Annotated in this window: 20 protein-coding genes and 2 pseudogenes; 12 read left to right on the top strand and 10 right to left on the bottom strand. The window is 61.0% G+C overall.

Annotated features, from left to right (window positions below; translation table 11 throughout):
• Positions 1 to 7 precede the first annotated feature (7 nt).
• Both HX818_RS21870 and HX818_RS21865 read right to left on the bottom strand, forming a co-directional pair.
• A complete protein-coding gene (locus HX818_RS21870; RefSeq protein WP_087692913.1) occupies positions 8 to 430 on the bottom strand; it encodes a phasin family protein in 423 nt (140 codons plus the stop codon).
• A gap of 105 nt (positions 431 to 535) precedes the next feature.
• On the bottom strand, positions 536 to 811 hold the full coding sequence (locus HX818_RS21865) for a polyhydroxyalkanoic acid system family protein (protein WP_008439272.1): 276 nt from the start codon (positions 809 to 811) through the stop codon (positions 536 to 538).
• A 143-nt stretch (positions 812 to 954) separates the two neighbouring features.
• Here HX818_RS21865 and ubiE point away from each other — a divergent pair, with 143 nt between their 5' ends.
• The 12 genes and pseudogenes from ubiE (at position 955) to HX818_RS21810 (ending at position 11,146) form a co-directional block, all read left to right on the top strand.
• On the top strand, positions 955 to 1,725 hold the full coding sequence (gene ubiE, locus HX818_RS21860) for a bifunctional demethylmenaquinone methyltransferase/2-methoxy-6-polyprenyl-1,4-benzoquinol methylase UbiE (protein ID WP_003209306.1): 771 nt from the start codon (positions 955 to 957) through the stop codon (positions 1,723 to 1,725).
• Positions 1,725 to 2,348, top strand: a complete 624-nt coding sequence (locus tag HX818_RS21855) for an SCP2 domain-containing protein (protein ID WP_177020729.1) — start codon at positions 1,725 to 1,727, stop codon at positions 2,346 to 2,348. The genes ubiE and HX818_RS21855 overlap by 1 nt, the downstream gene beginning before the upstream one ends.
• The gene (gene ubiB / locus HX818_RS21850; RefSeq protein ID WP_003209302.1) at positions 2,345 to 3,949 is read left to right on the top strand and encodes a ubiquinone biosynthesis regulatory protein kinase UbiB; all 1,605 of its coding nucleotides are present in this window, start codon (positions 2,345 to 2,347) and stop codon (positions 3,947 to 3,949) included. Before HX818_RS21855 ends, ubiB begins: the two co-directional genes overlap by 4 nt.
• Positions 3,950 to 3,990: 41 nt before the next feature.
• Entirely contained in the window at positions 3,991 to 4,383 is a 393-nt protein-coding gene (gene hisI, locus HX818_RS21845) for a phosphoribosyl-AMP cyclohydrolase (RefSeq protein WP_003209300.1), read from the top strand.
• A 2-nt stretch (positions 4,384 to 4,385) separates the two neighbouring features.
• Positions 4,386 to 4,718: a phosphoribosyl-ATP diphosphatase gene (locus tag HX818_RS21840; RefSeq protein WP_008439273.1), complete on the top strand. Its 333-nt coding sequence runs from the start codon at positions 4,386 to 4,388 to the stop codon at positions 4,716 to 4,718.
• Positions 4,719 to 4,743: 25 nt separating this feature from the next.
• On the top strand, positions 4,744 to 5,022 hold the full coding sequence (locus tag HX818_RS21835; protein WP_003209298.1) for a twin-arginine translocase TatA/TatE family subunit: 279 nt from the start codon (positions 4,744 to 4,746) through the stop codon (positions 5,020 to 5,022).
• A gap of 10 nt (positions 5,023 to 5,032) precedes the next feature.
• Positions 5,033 to 5,479 (top strand): Sec-independent protein translocase protein TatB, encoded by a 447-nt coding sequence (gene tatB, locus HX818_RS21830; RefSeq protein WP_003209296.1) that lies wholly within the window; start codon positions 5,033 to 5,035, stop codon positions 5,477 to 5,479.
• Entirely contained in the window at positions 5,476 to 6,267 is a 792-nt protein-coding gene (gene tatC / locus HX818_RS21825) for a twin-arginine translocase subunit TatC (RefSeq protein WP_026078063.1), read from the top strand. Before tatB ends, tatC begins: the two co-directional genes overlap by 4 nt.
• Positions 6,264 to 6,971 (top strand): 16S rRNA (uracil(1498)-N(3))-methyltransferase, encoded by a 708-nt coding sequence (locus HX818_RS21820; RefSeq protein WP_003209293.1) that lies wholly within the window; start codon positions 6,264 to 6,266, stop codon positions 6,969 to 6,971. The genes tatC and HX818_RS21820 overlap by 4 nt, the downstream gene beginning before the upstream one ends.
• A 178-nt stretch (positions 6,972 to 7,149) precedes the next feature.
• A pseudogene (locus tag HX818_RS31530) lies at positions 7,150 to 8,208 on the top strand (methyl-accepting chemotaxis protein); the annotation flags it as partial.
• Positions 8,194 to 9,066, top strand: coding sequence for a methyl-accepting chemotaxis protein (locus HX818_RS31525; protein WP_371103578.1), 873 nt, complete (start codon positions 8,194 to 8,196; stop codon positions 9,064 to 9,066). The pseudogene HX818_RS31530 and the gene HX818_RS31525, both read left to right, overlap by 15 nt.
• Positions 9,067 to 9,238: 172 nt before the next feature.
• A complete protein-coding gene (locus HX818_RS21810) occupies positions 9,239 to 11,146 on the top strand; it encodes a methyl-accepting chemotaxis protein (protein ID WP_177020727.1) in 1,908 nt (635 codons plus the stop codon).
• 126 nt (positions 11,147 to 11,272) lie between these two features.
• On the opposite strand, the gene HX818_RS21805 is transcribed toward HX818_RS21810, so the two are convergent.
• From HX818_RS21805 to pip, 8 genes and pseudogenes are all read right to left on the bottom strand, one after another.
• Positions 11,273 to 12,007 carry an amino acid ABC transporter ATP-binding protein gene (locus tag HX818_RS21805; RefSeq protein WP_087692909.1) on the bottom strand — a complete coding sequence of 245 codons (735 nt, stop codon included), beginning with the start codon at positions 12,005 to 12,007 and terminating at the stop codon, positions 11,273 to 11,275.
• Positions 12,000 to 12,959, bottom strand: a complete 960-nt coding sequence (locus HX818_RS21800) for an amino acid ABC transporter permease (RefSeq protein ID WP_177020726.1) — start codon at positions 12,957 to 12,959, stop codon at positions 12,000 to 12,002. The genes HX818_RS21805 and HX818_RS21800 overlap by 8 nt, the downstream gene beginning before the upstream one ends.
• Before the next feature lie 143 nt (positions 12,960 to 13,102).
• Positions 13,103 to 13,900 (bottom strand): transporter substrate-binding domain-containing protein, encoded by a 798-nt coding sequence (locus HX818_RS21795; protein ID WP_003209284.1) that lies wholly within the window; start codon positions 13,898 to 13,900, stop codon positions 13,103 to 13,105.
• Between the two features lie 219 nt (positions 13,901 to 14,119).
• Positions 14,120 to 14,923, bottom strand: a complete 804-nt coding sequence (locus HX818_RS21790; protein WP_043226395.1) for a transporter substrate-binding domain-containing protein — start codon at positions 14,921 to 14,923, stop codon at positions 14,120 to 14,122.
• 237 nt (positions 14,924 to 15,160) lie between these two features.
• Positions 15,161 to 17,736 (bottom strand): annotated as a pseudogene (mdoH, locus tag HX818_RS21785) (glucans biosynthesis glucosyltransferase MdoH); the annotation flags it as partial.
• Positions 17,729 to 19,480: a glucan biosynthesis protein G gene (locus tag HX818_RS21780; RefSeq protein ID WP_008439280.1), complete on the bottom strand. Its 1,752-nt coding sequence runs from the start codon at positions 19,478 to 19,480 to the stop codon at positions 17,729 to 17,731. The pseudogene mdoH and the gene HX818_RS21780, both read right to left, overlap by 8 nt.
• Before the next feature lie 267 nt (positions 19,481 to 19,747).
• Entirely contained in the window at positions 19,748 to 20,185 is a 438-nt protein-coding gene (gene dtd / locus HX818_RS21775; RefSeq protein ID WP_003209278.1) for a D-aminoacyl-tRNA deacylase, read from the bottom strand.
• A complete protein-coding gene (gene pip / locus HX818_RS21770; RefSeq protein WP_008439282.1) occupies positions 20,182 to 21,153 on the bottom strand; it encodes a prolyl aminopeptidase in 972 nt (323 codons plus the stop codon). The genes dtd and pip overlap by 4 nt, the downstream gene beginning before the upstream one ends.
• Between the last annotated feature and the right edge of the window lie 80 nt (positions 21,154 to 21,233).

Raw genomic sequence — 21,233 nt, 5'->3', positions numbered from 1 at the left:
TGTCTCCTTAGTGTTTACGCGCGACACGTTCGAGCAATGCCGTCAGCTCATCGAGCTTAGCAGAGAGTGTCTCCACGTCATGTTTAGACGGAATGCCGATCCGATTCAAGGCACTTCCAACACGACTATCAAAAGCGCTTTCAACTTTATCCAGTTGCACTTCGACTCGACCTTTGACGCCGAAGACTTCGCTCTTGACTTGATCAATCTGACTGTTGGCTGCATCAAGTTGTTCAATCACAACTTTTTTGCCTTTACTTTCAACATGTTGACCAGTCTTAACCAGCTCTTTGAAGTACTCGGCGCCCTCGCTTCCGACCTTGGCGTAAGCCCCCAAACCGGCCAGCCAGATCTTGCGGGCATAGGATTTAACGTCAGTCAGGGCGTTAGTTCCGGTAGCAATTTTTTTCTTCAAAATAACTTTGGCCATGGTGCACCTCACGCATAAAGGGGGGAGGAACTGCCCACAGAAGTTGGGGGCTTGGGCACAAAGTAGGCAGAAAAATTAGAATCGGCACCCTAAGAAGGTCGCAAATCAGGCCAGGGCTTTATCCAGTGCCTTCTCGATTTCGGACTTGATGGTGCCACTCATGGCCGACATCAACAGACCCAGCTCGACTTCAATCCGCAGGGAATCTTCCGCCACTTTCACGGTGCCTTTAACGCCCGAACGTTTGAGGTTCAGTGTGTCGCCGGCCCACGAAGACTCCAGGCCATATTGCTCCTTGAGTTTGCTCGCCAACTTGTCGGCTTTTTCTCGGGCAGCGTCTTTGCCCAGTGTGTGGGCACGTTCAACCTGTATACGGGCCATTTGAATGACTCCTCGTTATAGAGACTTGTCGACCCGCCATGCGGCAAAAGGTCTCGGTGACCACCTATCTTACCTTCAGCCTTGCCAAGACAAAGCATGCCTTGGGGATTAGAATGCCCCCATTCTCTTTTGGTGACAGCGATATGACTGATCAGCGCAAAGGCAGCGATGCCGAACCCACCACTCACTTCGGCTTCAAGAACGTCCCGGAAAGCCAGAAAGCGGAAAAAGTCGCCGAGGTGTTCCACTCGGTCGCCGCCAAGTACGACTTGATGAACGACGTGCTCTCCGGCGGCATGCACCGTCTGTGGAAGCGCTTCACCATTGAGTTGTCGGGTGTACGCACCGGCAACCGTGTGCTGGATATCGCCGGTGGTACGGGCGACCTGGCCGCCAAGTTCTCCAAGCTGGTGGGCCCCACCGGGCAGGTGGTACTGGCCGACATCAACGGCTCGATGCTCAAGGTCGGTCGTGATCGCCTGCTGGACAAAGGTGTGGCGGGCAATATCGAGTTCGTCCAGGCCGACGCTGAAAAGCTGCCGTTCCCGGACAACCACTTCGACTGCGTGACCATCGCCTTCGGCCTGCGTAACGTGACCCACAAGGAAGACGCACTGCGCTCGATGCTGCGCGTACTCAAGCCCGGCGGTCGCCTGCTGGTGCTGGAGTTCTCCAAGCCGACCAACGCACTGATGTCCAAGGTCTACGACACCTATTCGTTCGCCTTCATGCCGTTGATGGGCAAGCTGATCACCAATGACGCCGAAAGCTACCGCTACCTGGCCGAATCGATCCGCATGCACCCGAACCAGGAAACCCTGAAGTCGATGATGGTAGAGGCCGGTTTCGACCGCGTGACCTACCACAACATGACCTCGGGCATCGTCGCCCTGCACCGCGGCATCAAGCCCTGATGCTGTTCGCAGGCCTTCTCGCCAGCGTCGAACACGGCCTCAACCGTGTACTGCGCCTGGACAGCACCGCCCTGGCACGGCTGGCGCACCTGAACGGCAGGATCATCGCCGTCGACTGCACCAGCCCCGCCTTGCAGCTGTTTATCCTGCCCAGCGATGAAGGCCTGTTGCTGGCGTCCCACTGGGCCGCCGACGCCGACTGCACCCTGCGTGCTTCCGGCTCAAGCCTGCTGCGCCTGGCCCTGAGCCGGGACAAGACGGCGATCCTCCACGGCCCGGACGTGGAACTTGAAGGCGACAGCGCGGTGCTGATGGACCTGGCCGCCGTGCTGCAAGACCTGGAACTGGACTGGGAATACGAGCTGTCACGCTGGCTCGGCCCGATGGCCACCCAACTGATCAGCGGTCATCTGCGCAGCCGTACGCGCTGGTACCAGCAGGGTTTCGCCAGCCTGAACCAGAACCTCGCCGAATACCTGAGCGAAGAATCGCGCACCCTGGTCGGACAACGGGAAGCGGAAGCGCGCTTTCGCGAACTCGACCAGGCCAAACTCGACCTGGAACGACTTGAGGCGCGCTTCGAGCGCCTGAGCCGCTCCCTTGATTCAAGCGATAACGCATGAAGCTGCTCGCCGTCCGCCGTTTGTTTCGTATCCAGCGCGTCGTAATCCGCTACCGCCTCGATGACCTGCTGTTCGCCCTGCCGCTGCCGTGGTTTCTGCTGGCGGTGCGCTATGTGCTGCCGTGGCGCTGGTTCCCGCGCAAGACCCTCGAGCTGAGCCGTGGCGCGCGCCTGCGCCTGGCGTTGCAGGACCTGGGGCCGATCTTCATCAAGTTCGGGCAGATCCTCTCCACCCGCCGCGACCTGTTGCCCGAAGACATCGCCGACGAACTGATGCTGTTGCAGGACCGCGTGCCGCCGTTCGACTCGCAACTGGCAGTCACGTTGATTGAAGAACAGCTGGGCAAGAAGATCAGCGAAGTCTTCAGCCGCTTCGACATCGCGCCGCTGGCCTCGGCCTCGGTGGCCCAGGTGCATGCCGCGCAACTGAAAAGCGGCGAAGAAGTGGTGGTGAAGGTGATCCGCCCGGGCCTCAAGCCGATCATCGGCCAGGACCTGGCGTGGCTGTTCATCCTTGCCCGCGCCGCCGAGCGCTTTTCTGCCGATGCACGCCTGCTGCACCCGGTAGACGTGGTGCTGGACTACGAAAAAACCATCTACGACGAACTCGACCTGCTGCGCGAAGCGGCCAACGCCAGCCAGCTCAAGCGCAACTTCGAAGGCTCGCAGCTGCTGTACGTGCCGCAAGTCTATTGGGACTGGTGCCGCCCGAAAGTGCTGGTGATGGAGCGCATCTACGGCGTGCAGGTCACCGACCTGGCGACCCTGGCCGACCAGCGCACCGACATGAAGATGCTTGCCGAGCGCGGCGTGGAGATTTTTTTCACCCAGGTGTTCCGCGACAGCTTCTTCCACGCCGACATGCACCCCGGCAACATTTTCGTCAGCACCGTGAACCCGTGGAGCCCGCAGTACATTGCGATCGACTGCGGCATCGTCGGCAGCCTGACCCCGGAAGACCAGGATTACCTGGCGCGCAACCTGTTCGCTTTCTTCAAGCGTGATTACCGCCGCGTGGCGCAGTTGCACATCGATTCGGGCTGGGTGCCGGCCGAAACCAAGCTCAACGAATTCGAAGCGGCGATCCGCACTGTGTGCGAGCCGATCTTTGAAAAACCGTTAAAGGATATTTCCTTCGGTCAGGTGCTGATGCGTCTGTTCCAGACGGCGCGGCGCTTCAATATGGAAGTGCAGCCGCAGTTGGTACTGTTGCAAAAGACCCTGCTGAACATCGAAGGCCTGGGCCGCCAGCTGTACCCGGACCTCGACCTGTGGAACACCGCCCAGCCGTTCCTCGAGCGCTGGATGCGGGACCGTATCAGCCCGAAAACCCTGCTGGGCAACCTGCAAAGCCAGGTCGAGCAACTGCCGCACCTGGCCAACATGACCCGCGACCTGCTGGAGCGCATGTCCCAGCCCCACGCCAAGGACCCCGCACCGCCGTGGCACAAGCGCAAGGACGACTGGTTCCTGCGCCTGCTGGGCGCCGCGCACCTGGTGGGCGGTACGATACTGGCCGCCGGCGGGCCGCTGAATGAACTGGGCCACTGGCCGGCCGGCATCATGGTCGCGGTGGGCGTGTATCTGATCGTGCGTCGATAGCCAATCCGGTTATACACTGTCGCAAATTGCCGGAGCCGAAAATGAAAGACTGGCTGGACGAGATCAAGTGGGACAGTGACGGCCTGGTGCCGGCCATTGCCCAGGACTACAAGACCGGGCGCGTGCTGATGATGGCCTGGATGAACCGCGAGGCCCTGAGCCTGACCGCCGCCGAGAACCGCGCCATCTACTGGTCACGTTCCCGTGGCAAACTGTGGCGCAAGGGCGAAGAGTCCGGGCACGTGCAAACCCTGCATGAGATGCGCATCGACTGCGATGCCGATGTGGTGATCCTCAAGGTCGAACAGATCGGCGATATCGCCTGTCACACCGGCCGTCACAGCTGCTTCTACCGCGTGTTCCAGAACGGCGAGTGGAAGACCGTCGAGCCAGTGCTCAAAGACCCGCACGCTATCTATTCGGCAGGACACTGAACATGAGCGATACCCTCAACCGTGTGGCCCAGGTGCTGGAAGACCGCAAAGGCGCGGACGCCGACAGCTCCTACGTCGCCAGCCTGTACCACAAGGGTCTGAACAAGATCCTGGAAAAACTCGGCGAAGAATCCGTCGAGACGATTATTGCGGCCAAGGACGCGCAAATCAGCGGCGACTGCAGCGACGTGATCTACGAAACTGCCGACTTGTGGTTCCACAGTCTGGTCATGCTCGCCCAACTGGGGCAGCATCCACAGGCAGTGCTTGATGAACTGGACCGTCGCTTCGGCTTGTCCGGGCATGCCGAAAAGGCCTCGCGCCCGTCCGTCTGACCAACTTTTACAGAGGAATTGCAGCATGGGCATTTTTGACTGGAAACACTGGATCGTCATTCTTGTGGTCGTTGTGCTGGTGTTCGGCACCAAGAAACTGAAAAACCTCGGCACCGACGTCGGTGAATCGATCAAGGGCTTTCGCAAGGCCATGAACGACGACGAAAAGCCTGCCGACCCGGCCGTCAATCCGGTGCCACCGGCGCAGCCTGTACACCCGCAGGCCACTCAGCCGATCACTGAACGTCGCACCTTCGACGTGCAGGCCGAGCACGTCAAAGAGCAGAACCAAAAAGACTCGTGAGTACTGAATAATGTTTGGTATCAGCTTCTCTGAACTGCTGCTCGTCGGCCTCGTGGCCCTGCTGGTACTGGGGCCGGAACGCCTGCCCGGTGCCGCGCGCACGGCCGGCCTGTGGATCGGGCGCCTGAAACGCAGTTTCAACGCGATCAAACAGGAAGTTGAACGGGAAATCGGCGCCGACGAGATTCGCCGGCAACTGCACAACGAACACATTCTGTCGTTGGAGCAGGAGGCACGGAAGATTCTCTCGCCGGTGCAGGAAACGCCCAAGCCGGTCGAGCCTGTGGCCGAGCATTCGATTGCTCCGCCCGCCGCACCCGCGCCTGCACCGGTCGCTGAACCCGTGCACGCCGTCGAGCCCGCGCCCACTGCGCCCGTGACCCCGACCGAACCCGCGCCGACACCTGCCGTGTCGCCCGCGCCCCACGACCCTACATTGCCGCCGCGAGCCCCATGAGCGCTGATAAACCGGAAACCGACCAGCACATGCCACTGGTCTCGCACCTCACCGAGTTGCGCACCCGCCTGCTGCGCTGTGTCGCGGCGATCTTCATCATCTTTGCCGGGCTGTTTGCCTTCACCCAGCAGATCTACACCTTCGTCTCCACGCCGCTGCGCGACTACTTGCCGGCTGGCGCGACGATGATCGCCACCGACGTGTCGTCACCGTTCCTCACGCCGTTGAAGCTGACGATGATGGTTTCGCTGTTCCTGGCGATCCCGGTGATCCTGCATCAGATCTGGGGCTTTATCGCGCCGGGCCTGTACAAGCATGAAAAACGCATCGCCGTGCCGCTGCTGGTGTCGAGCATCCTGCTGTTCTACACCGGGATGGCCTTCGCCTACTTCCTGGTGTTCCCGCTGATCTTCAAGTTCTTCGCCGCCGCCACCCCGGCCGGTGTGGAAATGATGACCGACATCACCAGCTACCTCGACTTCGTGATGACGCTGTTCTTCGCCTTTGGCGTGGCCTTCGAAATCCCGGTGGCCGTGGTGCTGCTGGTATGGATCGGCGTGGTCGACGTCAAATACCTGAAGAAGATCCGCCCGTACGTGATCATCGGCTGCTTCGTGGTCGGCATGATCCTGACCCCGCCGGACATCTTCTCCCAGACCCTGCTGGCCGTACCGATGTGGATGCTGTTCGAGATTGGCATCCTGTTTGGCAGCCTGGTGAGCAAGCGTGGCGATCACCCCGATGACCAACCCGCCGACGACGACCAGCCGCCAGCGACCCAGCCGTGAACCTGCTGCTGCTTGAGGAGGCCGACTTTATCGCGGCCGACCGGGTGGTGCTGCGTGATCGGCGCCTGGTGCATATGCAGGAAGTCCACCGTGCCGCCGTAGGCGACAGCCTGCGGGTCGGACGGATTGGCGGCTTGATGGGCAACGCGCAGTTGCTGCGCCTGGAAGCCCGGGAAGCCGAGCTGGAAGTGACCTTCGACCAGCCGCCGCCGGCCAAACTGCCCCTGACCCTGCTGCTGGCCCTGCCCCGTCCGAAAATGCTCCGCCGGGTGCTGCAAACCGTGGCGTCCATGGGCGTGCCGCGAGTGGTGCTGGTGAACAGCTATCGCGTGGAAAAAAGCTTCTGGCAGACGCCGTTCCTGGAGCCGGAAGCGATTCGCGAGCAATTGATCCTCGGCCTGGAACAGGCCCGGGACACGGTGCTGCCCGAGATCGTGATCGAAAAGCGCTTCAAGCCATTCGTCGAAGACCGCCTGCCCGCCATGGCGCAAGGCACCCTCGGCCTGATTGGTCACCCTGGCGACTATCCGCCCTGCCCTCGCGGGCTGGATGAGCCGGTCACCCTGGCCATCGGACCGGAAGGCGGCTGGATTCCCTACGAGGTGGACCTGTTGGCCAAGGCCGGGTTGCAGCCGGTGCAACTCGGCGCGCGCATCCTGAGAGTCGAAACCGCCGTCACCGCGCTGCTCGCCCGCCTTTTCTAACACCGCCCTCTCCTGTAGGAGCGAGCTTGCTCGCGAAAAACTCAAGGACACCGCGCTCACTCAGAATGCCCGCGTTATCGTTGACGACCTTCGCGAGCAAGCTCGCTCCTACAGAAACATCCGAATCTGCCGATACGCTCTGAATAAGTCCAAGCCTTGTTCCAGGGGAGTTCGCAGCATGTATCGTTGGTTAGCCGAGAAACTGGGGAATGTCAGCGTCAACCGCAAGCTGAGCATAGGCTTCGGCCTGGTATTGGTCCTGACCCTATTAATCACCTTCACCGGCTGGACCGGCCTCAGCGGCGTGATCAGCCGTGGCGATAAGCTGGGCTACATCTCCAGCCTCAACGGGCTGACCAAGGACCTGCGCCTGGCGCGACTGGACTTCGAAATGCGCCGTGGCGAACAAGGCACCAGCGCGGTCAACGACCTGATCACCCAGCTGGACAGTGGCCTGAAAACCGCCGCAGACCTGATTGAGCAACCCGACGACAAGCTCGTGGTAGAGCAGCAACAGGATGCCTTGGGCCAATACAAAAAAGCCTTCGGCGCCATGGTGCAGGCCGGCCTCAAGCGTGAAGGCGCCCGCAGCAAACTGGGCGATACCGCCGACAACGCCGTCGCGAAAATCAACGAAGTGGAAAAATCCCTGCTGCAAGGCGACAGCGTCACCCTGTTCAACAGCGTGGTCGACCTGAGCAAACTGATCCAGCAAGCGCGCTTCCAGGTGCGCGGCTACACCTACAGCGGCAAGGTCGAGGCCGAACAGCCGGCGCTGGATGCCATCGACAACGCCCTGAAGAAAATCACCGACCTCAACGATCAGTTGCCCGAGCAATACCGGGCCAACCTGCAAGAGGCCAGCGTCTCGCTGCAGGCCTACCGCGCCGCCGTGAGCCAGTACCGCGACTCCCAGGTGGCCAGTGCCGCCGCGATGAAAATCATGGGCGAGCAGGGCGATATCCTGCTCGACCGCAGTAACAAACTCACCACTTCGCAAACCGTGGTGCGTGATACCGATGCCGCCCACGCCAAGAACCTGCTGTTACTGGCCACCGCCCTCGCGCTGGCGTTTGGTGTACTCGCCGCCTGGGCCATTACCCGGCAGATCGTGATTCCATTGAACCAGACCCTCAAAGTCGCCGAGCGCGTGGCGTCCGGCGACCTGAGCCACAACCTGATCTCCCAGCGCCAGGATGAACTGGGGCAACTGCAACGGTCGATGCAAAGCATGACCGTGGGCCTGCGGGAGCTGATTGGCGGTATCAGCGACGGCGTCACCCAGATCGCCAGTGCCGCCGAGCAGCTATCGGCCGTTACCGAGCAGACCAGCGCCGGGGTCAACAGCCAGAAGGTCGAGACCGACCAGGTGGCCACCGCCATGAACGAAATGGCCGCCACCGTGCAGGAAGTCGCCCGTAACGCTGAAGAAGCCTCGGAAGCCGCCGTAGCCGCCGACCAACAGGCCCGTGAAGGCGACAAGGTGGTCGGTGAGGCCATCGCCCAGATCGAGCGCCTGGCCAGCGAGGTGGGCAACTCCACCGAAGCCATGGGCCATCTCAAGCGTGAAAGCGACAAGATTGGCAGTGTGCTGGACGTCATCAAGTCGGTGGCCCAGCAAACCAACCTGCTGGCCCTTAACGCAGCGATTGAAGCGGCGCGCGCCGGTGAGGCCGGACGCGGTTTTGCGGTGGTTGCCGATGAAGTGCGCAGCCTGGCCCAGCGGACGCAGAAGTCCACCGAGGAAATCGAAGAGTTGATCGTCGGCCTGCAAAGCGGCACCCAGCAGGTGGCGACCATCATGGACAACAGTCGCGGCCTGACCGACAGCAGCGTCGAGCTGACCCGTCGGGCCGGCAATGCCCTGGAGAACATCACCCGTACCGTCTCGGCGATCCAGGCGATGAACCAGCAGATCGCCACCGCCGCCGAGCAGCAAAGCGCCGTGGCCGAAGAGATCAACCGCAGCGTGCTCAACGTGCGGGATGTTTCCGAACAAACCTCGGCAGCCAGCGAAGAAACTGCGGCTTCCAGTGCAGAGCTGGCGCGCCTGGGGGTTTACCTGCAAAGCCTGGTAGGTCGCTTCAAGGTCTGACCCGCTTGCGGCGGCCATCAGGGCCGCCGCTCCGACAATATGTGAAATTTCCTACGCGTTTTTCAGGTCGTGGATCACACACCTGGCGCCGAATAAAAGTAGCGTTTCAACTCCCCTGACCATTGTTGGCCGGACGCTTGAGACGCTCCTTTTGATTCGTTGGAGGTTCACCATGTTTCGTCCACTGACCCGCCTGCTCGGAAACATCAGCATCAGCCTCAAACTTGCCCTGGGCTTTGGCCTGGTGCTCAGCCTCAGCCTGATCATCGCCTCTACCGGCTGGCAAGCCTTGAGCGCATCCCTCGAGCGCTCCCAAAAACTCACGCTGCTCTCGCAATTGGCAGTCGTCGGCGAAGAGTTGCGCGCTGATCGCATCGTCTATCGCACCCTTAACGACCCGGCCAGCCTGTCCAAAATAGAGCTGCACATGGACAAGATCGACCAGTTCCTGGTGGATCTTTCCCCGCGATTCACCGACCCGGTCAACCAACAACAGCTGCAGGAAGGCCGACGCTTCGTCACCAGTTTCAAGACCGCCTTAAGCGGCCTGGAGGGGCTGATCAAGCAACGTGAAAACGCCCGTGAACAGCTCAAGCGCAGCTCAGTCCAGAGCAGTGACAGCCTCTCTGAACTGTCGAGCAACCTGCCCAATCAAGACGATGAAAAGGCCCTCGATGCCGTGGAACAATTGCGCCAGGCCCTGGAACAAGCCGAAGACCGCGCCCAGAGCCCCGCCTGGGCCGCTGCGTCATTGGACGCCTATGCCAAGGGCGTGGGTGATGCGCTACTGGCCCTGGATGGCGCCCAGGCGGCGGTAGGCGCGCTGCCGGTTGACGCCAGCGCCCTGAAAAAAGTCCTGCTCGATTTTCGGACTCACCTGACACGCCTCAAGGACGCCCAACTCAGCGCCGAAACCACCCAGAACCAGCTTGAACAGTGGCTGGATCAATTGCTCACGGAAAGCGACCTGCTGAGCCAGGACCAGACCGCCAAGCGTGACAACGAAGCCAGCCTCGCCCGCACCCTGCTGCTCAACGTTACTGCAGCGGCGCTGTTGCTCGGCGTCGTGGCCGCCTGGTTGATCGCCGGCCAGATCGTCGCGCCGCTGCGCCAGGCCCTGTCCGTGGCCAACCGGATTGCCGAAGGTGACCTGAGCCACGACATCCAGGCCTCGCGCCAGGATGAACTGGGGCAGTTGCAGCGCAGCATCGGGCAAATGACCCTCAACCTGCGGGGCTTGATCAGCGGCATCGGCGACAGCGCCCAGCAGATCGCCAGCGCCGCCGAGCAACTCTCGGCGGTCACCGAGCAAACTCGCGACGGGGTCGACGGCCAGAAGCAGGAAACCGAACAGGTGGCCACCGCCATGAACGAGATGCTCGCCACCTCCCAAGAAGTTGCGCGCCATGCCGAGCAAGCGTCGCTGGCTGCTGCCGAGGCCGACCGGCAGGCGGGCCAGGGCGATCAGGTGGTGGCTGAGGCCATTACCCACATCGAGCACCTGGCTCAGGAGATGGCTCGTTCAAGCCAGGCCATGCAAGGCCTGCAACAGGAAAGCCGGAAGATCGGCAGCGTGCTGGAGGTGATCAAGTCGGTATCGGAACAGACCAACTTGCTGGCCCTCAACGCCGCGATCGAGGCGGCCCGCGCAGGCGAAGCCGGCAGGGGGTTTGCCGTGGTCGCCGATGAAGTGCGCAGCCTGGCACAACGCACCCAGCAGTCGGCCGAGGAAATCGAGGAGTTGATCAGCGGCCTGCACCGGGGCACGCAGCAGGTGGCCGACATCATGGACAACAGTCGCAGCCTCACCGACAACAGCGTGCAACTGACCCGTCGCGCAGGAGAGGCGCTGGCTGGCATCACCCGTACCGTGTCAGTGATTCAGGAGATGAACCCGCAGATTGCCGCTGCCGCCGAGGAACAAACCGCGGTCGCCGAGGAGATCAACCGCAGCGTGTTGAAGGTCAAGGATGTATCGGAACAGACCTGGGCCGCGAGTCAGGACACTGCGGCGGCCAGTGTCGAACTGGCGCGCCTGGGGGCGGATTTGCAGGTGTGGGTGGGCAAGTTCAAGGTCTGAAAAAACCTAACCTGTGGCGAGGGAGCTTGCTCCCGCTGGAGTGCGCAGCGCTCCTATCTTTTTTGGGAGCCGCTACGCAGCCCAGCGGGAGCAAGCTCCCTCGCCACAAGAAGCATTCCCACGCATTTACAGAACCTGGCGCAGGAAGGCTTGGGCGCGAGGGTCCTTCGGCGCATCGAAGAATTGCGCCGGGGCGGCGTCCTCCAACAGTTTGCCGTGATCGAAGAACAGCACGCGATCAGCCACTTCCCGGGCAAAGCCCATTTCATGGGTGACGCAGACCATGGTCATGCCTTCCAGGGCCAGGGTCTTCATCACGTCCAGCACTTCGCCGACCATTTCCGGGTCCAGGGCCGAGGTGGGCTCGTCAAACAGCATCACCTTGGGCTCCATCGCCAGCGCGCGGGCAATCGCGACGCGTTGCTGCTGGCCACCGGAAAGCCGCGACGGGAACTCGTGGGCTTTCTGGGCAATGCCGACTTTCTCCAGGAGCGCCAGGGCCTTGGCCTCGCGCTCTTTCTTGCCGCGCTTGCGCACGACTTTTTGCGCCAGGCAGAGGTTTTCCAGCACGGTCATGTGGGGGAACAGGTTGAAGTGCTGGAACACCATGCCGACTTCACGGCGGTAGGCGTTCACGTCGGTCTTCGGGTCTGCCAGTTGCAGGCCGTCGATGCTTACCGAGCCGGAATCGAATTCCTCCAGGCCGTTAAGGCAGCGCAGGAACGTCGACTTGCCGGAACCGGACGGGCCGATCACCACCAGCACTTCACCCCTGGCCACCTGCGTGGTCACGTTATCCACCGCGCGCACGACGTGGCCACGGGTGTCGAAGACTTTTACCAGATCGCGGACTTCAATCACTTTGCGCGAGCCTCCGCTCAAGCCGGCTGGCGATTTTCGACAGCGGCAGGTTGATCAGCAGGTACAGGCCTGCGACGCAGAACAGGATTTCGAACGGCGAGAACGAGGTGGTGATGACCTCGCGGCCGCTTTTGAGCAGCTCGGTAATCGCGATCACCGACACTAGGGACGTGTCTTTGACCAGGCTGATAAATTGCCCGGCCAGGGGCGGCAGCACGCGCTTGAAGGCTTGCGGCAACACCACATGGCGCATCGACTGGCCAGCACTGAGCCCCAGGGAACGTGCCGCTTCATTCTGGCCCCGGGCAATCGACTGCACGCCGGCGCGGATGATTTCCGCCACATAGGCACCGGTAAACAGTGACAGCGCGGCGATCCCGGCGAATTCCCGGGACAGGTTGAGCACCGTGCCGATAAAGAAATAGAAAATGAAGATCTGCACCAATAGTGGCGTACCGCGCACCAGTTCGACGTAGATCGTCGACAGATCGCGTAAAGTCGGATTGTTCGACAGGCGACACAATCCGGTCGCCAGGCCGATCAACAGTCCCAGCACCCCGGACACCACCGATAGCCACAACGTAGTCCACAAGCCCCACAGCAGAGGGCCCGCAGCCCAATGCCGGGTGACGCCGACCACATCGCCCTCGGCTACGTCATCGCCCTTGGCCACTTGCAGGCTGTTCTCGGCCACGGTCAGGTGCTGTTCGTTGCCCTCGTCATTACGCAGGGTGACGTCAGCCACATCGCCCTTGCGCACCAACTCGCTGACGGTGGAAATGTCCGACGCACGCTGGGATTCTTCGGCCTGGTAGACGAAGTACTGCGGCACGCGGTTCCAGCGCCATTCGTAGGACATCAGCGAGGTGGCGTAATACAACGCGCCGGCCAGGCCGACCAGCACCAGCACCGTCAGCACGTGCCAGGGCCATTGGGCTTTTTTCTGTTTCATTACGGGTTCCGGGATATGTCGAGATCGTTCCCACGCTCTGCGTGGGAATGCCTCACTGGACGCTCAGCGTCCGCTTTGTGACGCAGAGCGTCACGGGCTGCATTCCCACGCGGAGCGTGGGAACGATCAATGCAGGTCAGCTTTTATTCCATGTCCTTGAGCCACTCAGAGCTCTTGAACCACTTGTCATGGATGCGATCGTAGGTGCCGTCGTTGCGGATCTGGTGCAGGAAGTTATTGATGAAGTTGATACTGTCGTAGTCGCCCTTCTTCAGGCCGAACGCCAGGGGTTCAAAGGTGAACGGCTGATCAAGGAACACCAGTTTGCCGGCGCCGACCTTGTTCACGGCCACCACGTTGTACGGGGCGTCATAGACGAAGGCGTCAGCCTTGCCGTTGACCACGTCCAGAACAGCTTCCTGCTCGTTGTCATAGCCGTGGTACTTGGCTTTGGAGATCAGCTTCTTGGCCACCATCTCGCCGGTGGTGCCGAGCTTGGAGGTCAGGCGGTATTTCTCGTCATTCAGGTCTTTGTAGGACTTGATGGTGCCCTCCAGCTCCTTGCGGATCAGCAGGGTCTGGCCGACCACGATGAACGGTTCGCTGAAGTTCAGGCGCAGGTTGCGTTCCTGGGTCAGGGTCATGCCGCTGCCGATCATGTCGAACTTGTCGGTCAACAGGGCCGGGATGATGCCGTCGTAACCGGTGGAAATCGGCTCGAACTTCACGCCCATCGACTTGGCCATGGCCTTGAGGATGTCGACTTCAAAGCCGATGATTTCACCGCGTTTGTTGGTCATCTGGAACGGCATGTAGGTCGGGTCCATGCCGACTTTCAGCGTACCGCGCTTGACCGCATCATCGATGGCGCCGGCATGTGCCGCGTTGACCGCCACCAGTGCGGTGACGCCCAGCAGCAGCATCGAAAGATACTTTTTCATCATCAAGTCCCCTGAACTCATTTTCTTGTGAGGTCGGCGCGCAAAAGGGCTGCACCATTTCGGGGTGCGATCCTAACTCACTCACCGCCGGGTACAAAGGTTTCGCCGGGATTTGTTGCCAAGGTATGACAGAAAAGCCCCATAACCGTGCAGAGAAAGGCATGGCTAGACACCTCGATCCACGGCCCAGCCAATTGCTTGATGTGTAAGCAGTTATGACTACCAGTCCACTTCCGCCATCCAGCCCGAGTCCTTGAACCACTTGTCATGCAGCCGATCGTAGGTGCCGTCCTGGGCCACCTGGTTGAGGAAATGATTGATCCAGTTGAGGCTGTCGTAATCGCCCTTTTTCAAGCCGAACGCCAGGGGCTCGTAGGTGAAGGGTTGCTCCAGCGCCAACAGCGCACTGTTCTGGGGCTTGGTAATGGCGATCAGGTTATACGGCGCATCATGGATAAACGCATCGGCCTTGCCCTCCACCACCTGGCGCACGCCTTCTTCAGGTGTTGGAAAACTGCGCAGCCGTGCAGTGCCGAGAAACCTTTTCGCCGCCGCCTCGCCTGTGGTGCCTTCGGCGGCCACGATCCGGTAACCGGCCTCGTTCAAGTCCTCGATGCTCTGGACCTTGTCGGCCAACCGAGGGTTCAGCAGCACGGTCTGGCCGACGATGATGAACGAGTCGCTGAAATTGAGGGTCAGGTTGCGCTCCTGCGTGACAGTCATGCCGCTGCCGATCAGGTCGAACCGGCTGGCCAGCAGGCCGGGAATCAGGTCGATATACGGTACCGAAACCAGCTCCAGCTTGACCCCCAGCGCCTTGCTCATCTCCCGAAGCAGGTCAATTTCAAACCCGACGATCCGGCCTTTCTTGTCGGTCATCTCAAAGGGCACGTAGGCCGGATTGGTGCCGACTTTCAACACCCCCCGCCGAACGGCCTCATCTATGGCTCCGGCATGCGCCAGGTAACCGTGGGAAAATGTGACGATGCCGAGCAGCAGCATCGACAAATACCTTTTGATCATGAAAAAAGCCCCTGTTCCATTAAACACTCCCACACCCGGCCACGCGCAAGTTCGCGTAAGCCGCAGGCTTCGAGTCAGATTTGGGGGGCGATGCTAACCCACTCGCAGGCACGGCAATATGCCTCGGAGAAGGGTCTTTTGTTTCGAAATAACAAGGAGTTAGCGCGATGCAGCAGAAGGGAAAAACAACGTAGGACGGTTATCGCAAACGCCCCCGAGGTGGCACCTCGGGGGCGTCGGAATCAGGCCGGTTGAGCCTGGGACGACAGCGGCTTCAATGGCAGCAATGGCGCATGCGGATCGGCCTTGACCGATTCGCGCCAGGCGCTCAGCCACTCGGCGTGGCCTTCGCTCCAGACCTGCTCGTGCAAGCGTGCCAGGGCGACCGGGTCGCTGAGCAAGGCCAGGCGTTCACCGTTGTTGAGGCCGGCCGGGCCGACTTTCAACGCGTGGCGAACCCGGTCAACACGCAGCCACTCAATCGGCTCCGCCTGCCCGTGACGGGAAGTTGCCAAGGCGCACGCCAGGGCGTTCTGCTGCGGATCGACCACCGCCCGCACAAAACCGTCATTGAGCGCATGCCAACGGTTTTCGTGGGTGTACTTGTCGGTCGACAACAGCGCCTGGGGCGGATTGTATTCCTCGGGGATCAGGAACAGGCTCTCGTCGCGAGACTTGAGGCCCAGTTTGACCCGGCTGGAAATCACCGACACCGGAATCGACAGCATCAGCGAACCGACGATCGGCACCAGCCACCACAGGAAGCTTGGGTTCAACCACACCACCAGCAGCGCCCAGAAGAAGCCGAGCAGGGTCTGCGGACCGTGGCGCTTGACTGCCTCGCTCCATGGCGTGGAGTCGTCGTCACGCTGTGGCGAGTTCCAGGTCGCCGCCCAGCCGAGGAACGCGGCCAGTACGAAACGGGTGTGGAAAATCATCCGCACCGGCGCCAGCAACATGGAGAACAGCATCTCCAGCAGCATCGACAGGGTCACCTTGAACTTGCCGCCGAACTCTTTCGCGCCCTTGGCCCAGATCAGGATGATGCTCAGCAATTTAGGCAGGAACAGCAGCACGATGGTGGTGGAGAACAGCGCCACCGCCTTGTCCGGATGCCATTGTGGCCACAACGGATACAACTGGCGCGGCGCCATGAAGTACTGCGGCTCCATCAGTGTGTTGACCGCCAGCAAGGCCGTGGACAGCACCAGGAAGAAGAACCACAACGGCGCCGACAGGTACGACATCACGCCGGTGAGGAACACCGCACGGTGCACCGGGTGCATGCCTTTTACCAAAAACAGGCGGAAGTTCATCAGGTTGCCGTGGCACCAGCGACGGTCACGCTTGAGTTCGTCCAGCAGGTTCGGCGGCAGCTCTTCGTAGCTGCCCGGCAAGTCGTAGGCAATCCACACGCCCCAGCCGGCGCGGCGCATCAGCGCCGCTTCAACGAAGTCGTGGGAAAGAATCGCACCGGCAAACGCACCTTTACCCGGCAACGGCGCCAGGGCGCAGTGCTCGATAAACGGCTTCATGCGGATGATCGCGTTGTGACCCCAGTAGTGGGATTCACCCAGCTGCCAGAAGTGCAGGCCGGCGGTAAACAGCGGGCCGTACACCCGGGTGGCGAACTGCTGCATGCGCGCATACAGGGTATCCATGCCCGACGCACGTGGCGCGGTCTGGATAATCCCGGCATCCGGCGTGGCTTCCATCAGGCGCACCAGGCTGGTCAGGCATTCGCCGCTCATCACGCTGTCGGCGTCGAGCACCACCATGTACTTGTAGTCACCGCCCCAGCGACGGCAGAAGTCGTCGAGGTTGCCGCTCTTGCGTTTGACGCGACGGCGACGACGGCGATAGAAGATCTTGCCGAAGCCACCGGCTTCGCGGCACACGTCGAGCCAGGCTTGCTGCTCGGCGATGCAGATGTCGGCCTCGTTGCTGTCGCTGAGGACGAAGAAGTCGAAACGGTCCAGGTCACCGGTGGCAGCCACCGATTCGAACGTCGCGCGCAGGCCGGCAAATACCCGGGGCACGTCTTCGTTGCAGATCGGCATGACCAGGGCGGTGCGGGCGTCTTTCGGAATCGGCTCGTCACCGGCACTTTTACCGGAGATACGGTATTTATCGTGACCGGTCAGCAGTTCCAGGAAGCCCATCAGCGCGGTCCAGAAACCGGCCGAGACCCAGCAGAACAGAATCCCGAACAGCACGAGGATGCTGGTTTGCAGGGCGTAAGGCAGTACCTGGGTCGCGGTTTGCAGCAGGGTCTGGTTGCGGATCTCGTCAAAGTCGACGAAGGACCAGCCCTGGTACGGCATGATGCCTTTCATGTACCAGCCGGCAACGATCGTCTGGCCGAGCATCAGCACCAGCAGGATATAGCGACGGATCGAACCGACGGTGCGCCAGCGGGCGGCCGGCAGTACGCGCTCATCCTTCGGCGGGGCCGGTGGATTCGTGCGGCCGGTCAGGCGGCGCCAGCCACGCACCAGGATATTGGTGCGCCACGGCTCAGGCACGACCTTGGTCCGACGGATCGGCGGCGTGGCCTTGAGGCAAACCCGGCCGCTGGCGTCGAGCACCAGCATTTCGGCGTCTTGCAGCTCTTCGGCAGTGTTGAGGGTCAGCCGGGCGCCTACCGATGCCTGGGCAGCGTCGGCAGGTGCGTCGAACGTAGACGATGACAGGCGCTTGTGCAATTCACTGAAGGACTCGCAGCCCGCCAGTTCGGCGCGCTGCTCATCGGTCATCGGTAGATGCGCCAGGTACTCGGCAAGAGTCTCTGGCTGGACTTGAGAATTACTCATCGGCAGGCAACTGATAGCTCCAGGTTTCGGTCAGGACTTGCTCTGTCTTGGCCTGATCCTGGGTAGGGAGTGGTGTGGCTGGGGCAGCCGCTTCCGGCTGCTTGGCGTCCTTGTCCTTGGCGTCTTTCTTGGCTGCTTTCTCGTGCTGCTTGGCCAGGACCTTGTCGGCTTTCAACACTTGGGTCGAAACCTTCTCCGGTTCCGGCTGCACGATGTCCTGAACCAGAGCAGCACGCATTTCAGTCGGCTTGCCTGCGTCCTTGATCTTCATGCGCAGGGTCAGGCGCCAGCCTTGGGTGTGCGGGTTGTAGCGCACGCTGTTTTCAACGATTTCGGCGTTGTCGCCCACGCTGACCTGGCTGCGAACCGGTGCGTCAGCTGGCAATTTCTTCAGGGACGGGCCCTCGAAGTCCACCAGGTAAGCCACGCTGCCGTCTGGCTGACGGATCAGGTTGGATTGCTTGACGTCGCCGGTGGAACGCAGGGTCTGCTTGACCCAGGCGCTTTCTGGCGAATGGAACTCGGCGTCTTGCAATGTCCAGTGCAGGCGGTAGGCAACGTCCAGCGGCTTGCCTGGCTCCGGCAGTGTTTCCGGGCTCCAGAACGCAACGATGTTGTCGTTGGTTTCATCGGCGGTCGGAATCTCTACCAGGTCGACGGAGCCCTTGCCCCAATCGCCTTCAGGCTCGATCCAGGCGCTTGGGCGCTTGTCGTAGTTGTCGTCGAGGTCTTCGTAGTGGCTGAAGTTGCGGCCGCGTTGCAGCAGGCCGAAACCACGCGGGTTTTCCACGGTGAAGTTGCTGACCGACAGGTGTTTGGGGTTGTTCAGTGGGCGCCAGATCCACTCGCCGTTGCCGGCATGGATCGACAGGCCGCTGGAATCGTGCAGCTCGCGACGGTAGTTGAGGACCTTGGACGGCTGGTTGGCGCCGAACAGGAACATGCTGGTCAGCGGGGCGATGCCCAGCTTGGTGACCTTGTCACGCAGGTACATCTGGGATTTGACGTCGACGATGGTGTCGGTACCCGGGCGCAGGATCAGGCGATAAGCGCCGGTGGCCCGCGGCGAATCCAGCAGGGCGTAGATCACCAGCTGTTTCTCACCCGGTTTTGGACGCTCGATCCAGAACTCGGTGAAACGCGGGAATTCTTCGCCGGACGGCAACGCAGTGTCGATCGCCATGCCGCGGGCAGACAGGCCGTAGACCTGGTCCTTGCCCACGACGCGGAAATAGCTGGCGCCGAGCATGGTCATGATTTCGTCTTGCTTGTCACCCTTGTTGATCGGGTACAGCACACGGAAACCGGCATAACCCAGCTGTTCGGTGGATTTGGGATCAAACTTGACGTCGCCGAAATCGAAGCGGGACGGGTCGTACTTGATTTCCTGAACGCTGTCGGCGGTGACTTCGTTGATTTTCACCGGTGTATCGAAATGCATACCCTGGTGGTAGAAGGACAGCTTGAACGGGGTGTTCTGATCGGCCCACTCGGCTTTTTCGTTGCGGAAACGAATTTTCTGGTAATCAGCGAATTTCATTTCGCGGAATTCGTTCGGCAAATTGCTGCGCGGAGCTTCGTATTTCTGCCCGGCCAGCTCTTTTGCCTTGGCCGACACATCATCCAGACTGAATGCCCACAGTTGACCCGCGCCGAACAGGCAAAACAGGGCAGAGCCCGTCACCAGTACGTTTCGTAACCGTTTGGCAGACAATTTTGGTGCATTACAGGGACTAACAATCACGAGCAACCCTCGCCGAAAACAGATCAAAAAACCAACGGCCAGCTATCTATATGCCAGGTTGGCGAGCATTGTTCCGACTCCCATGGGGCTAAATGATTCCCCAATGGCTATCGGACAAGTCTCTACCTAAGTCAAAAATGGACCAATTAACGCTGATCCCCGTAGCGCGCGATTATCTAGTAGCCCGCGTGACAACGCATCAGGGTCAGCGAAGTATTTGTAGCGAAAACCCGGTTTTTTGGGCATCACAAGTCGTTTTCAGTACATTCACGTCTGTAACAGGAAGGTGACCGGCCCATCATTGACCAAATGCACCTGCATATCAGCGCCAAAACGCCCTGCCGCTACCGTGCCATGCAATTGTTGCGCTTGTAACAGCAGATAGTCGAAAAGCGCCTCGCCCAACGCCGGCGGTGCCGCCGTAGAGAAGCTCGGCCTCAGCCCACTCTTGGTGTCTGCCGCCAGGGTGAACTGCGACACCAGCAGCAAACCGCCGCCAATGTCTTTCAAGGACAGGTTCATCTTGCCCTCGTCGTCGCTGAACACCCGATAGTTAAGCAGCTTATGCAGCAGCTTGTCGGCGCTGGCTCGCGTATCAGAAGGCTCGACAGCCACCAGCACCAGCAAACCCTGGTCTATCGCCCCTACCACCTGCCCTTCTACCTCGACCCGGGCGCCGCGCACCCGTTGCAAAAGCCCCTTCATGCTTCTTCAGGCGGCAAATCAAGCAGGCGCCGTGCCATTTCACTCGCCGCACGCACCAGCGCATCGGTAATTCCGGGTTCGGAAGCCGCATGGCCGGCCTCGCGGATGATCTGCAGTTCACTGTTGGGCCAGGCCTGATGCAGCTCCCAGGCATTGTCCAGCGGGCAGATCATATCGTAGCGGCCATGCACGATTACGCCAGGCAGGTGGGCGATCTTGTGCATGTCGCGGATCAACTGGTCAGGTTCAAGGAACGAGTTATTGGTGAAGTAATGGCATTCGATACGGGCAATCGAAAGGGCGCGCTGGGGTTCGGAGAAACGCTCGATCAATTGCGGGTTCGGGCACAGGCCCAACATGCGCCCTTCCCACGTGGACCAGGCCTTGGCGGCGTGCATCTGGGCGATCTGGTCGTTGCCGGTCAGGCGCTTGTGGTAGGCGCTGAGCAGGTCGTGCCGCTCCTCCGCCGGGATAGGCGCCAGGTAGTCCTGCCAGTAATCGGGGAACAGCCGGCTGGCGCCAGCCTGGTAGAACCACTGAATGTCTTGGGGGCGGGCCAGGAAAATGCCCCGTACGATCAGGCCGTGCACACGCTCCGGGTGGGTTTGCGCGTAGGCCAGGGCCAGGGTCGAGCCCCAGGAACCGCCGAACAGCACCCATTTTTCGATGCCCAGGTGTTCGCGAATCCGCTCAAGGTCGGCCACCAGGTCCCAGGTGGTGTTGTTTTCCAGGCTGGCCCGTGGGGTGGAGCGCCCGCAGCCACGCTGATCAAAAGTAACAATTCGGTACAGATTAGGATCGAAATAGCAGCGGCTATTGGCGTCACACCCGGCGCCGGGGCCACCATGGATGAACACAACGGGCAAGCCTTCCGGGGAACCGCTTTCGTCGACGTACAGGACGTGGGTTTCATCGACGGCCAGATCGTGCCGGGCGTAGGGTTTGATCTGCGGGTACAAAGTCTGCATTGCGCGCTCCGTAAGGGGTCGAGTTCATCCCTGGGGGGACGTCTATTATTTTGCCGTCTGGCATCATAAACCCGAATTGT

The sequence above is a fragment of the Pseudomonas sp. F9001 genome (assembly GCF_013385435.1).
GTDB lineage: Bacteria > Pseudomonadota > Gammaproteobacteria > Pseudomonadales > Pseudomonadaceae > Aquipseudomonas.
Note: the sequence above shows the minus strand (reverse complement) of the source record. Positions and strands in the feature narration are given on the sequence as shown.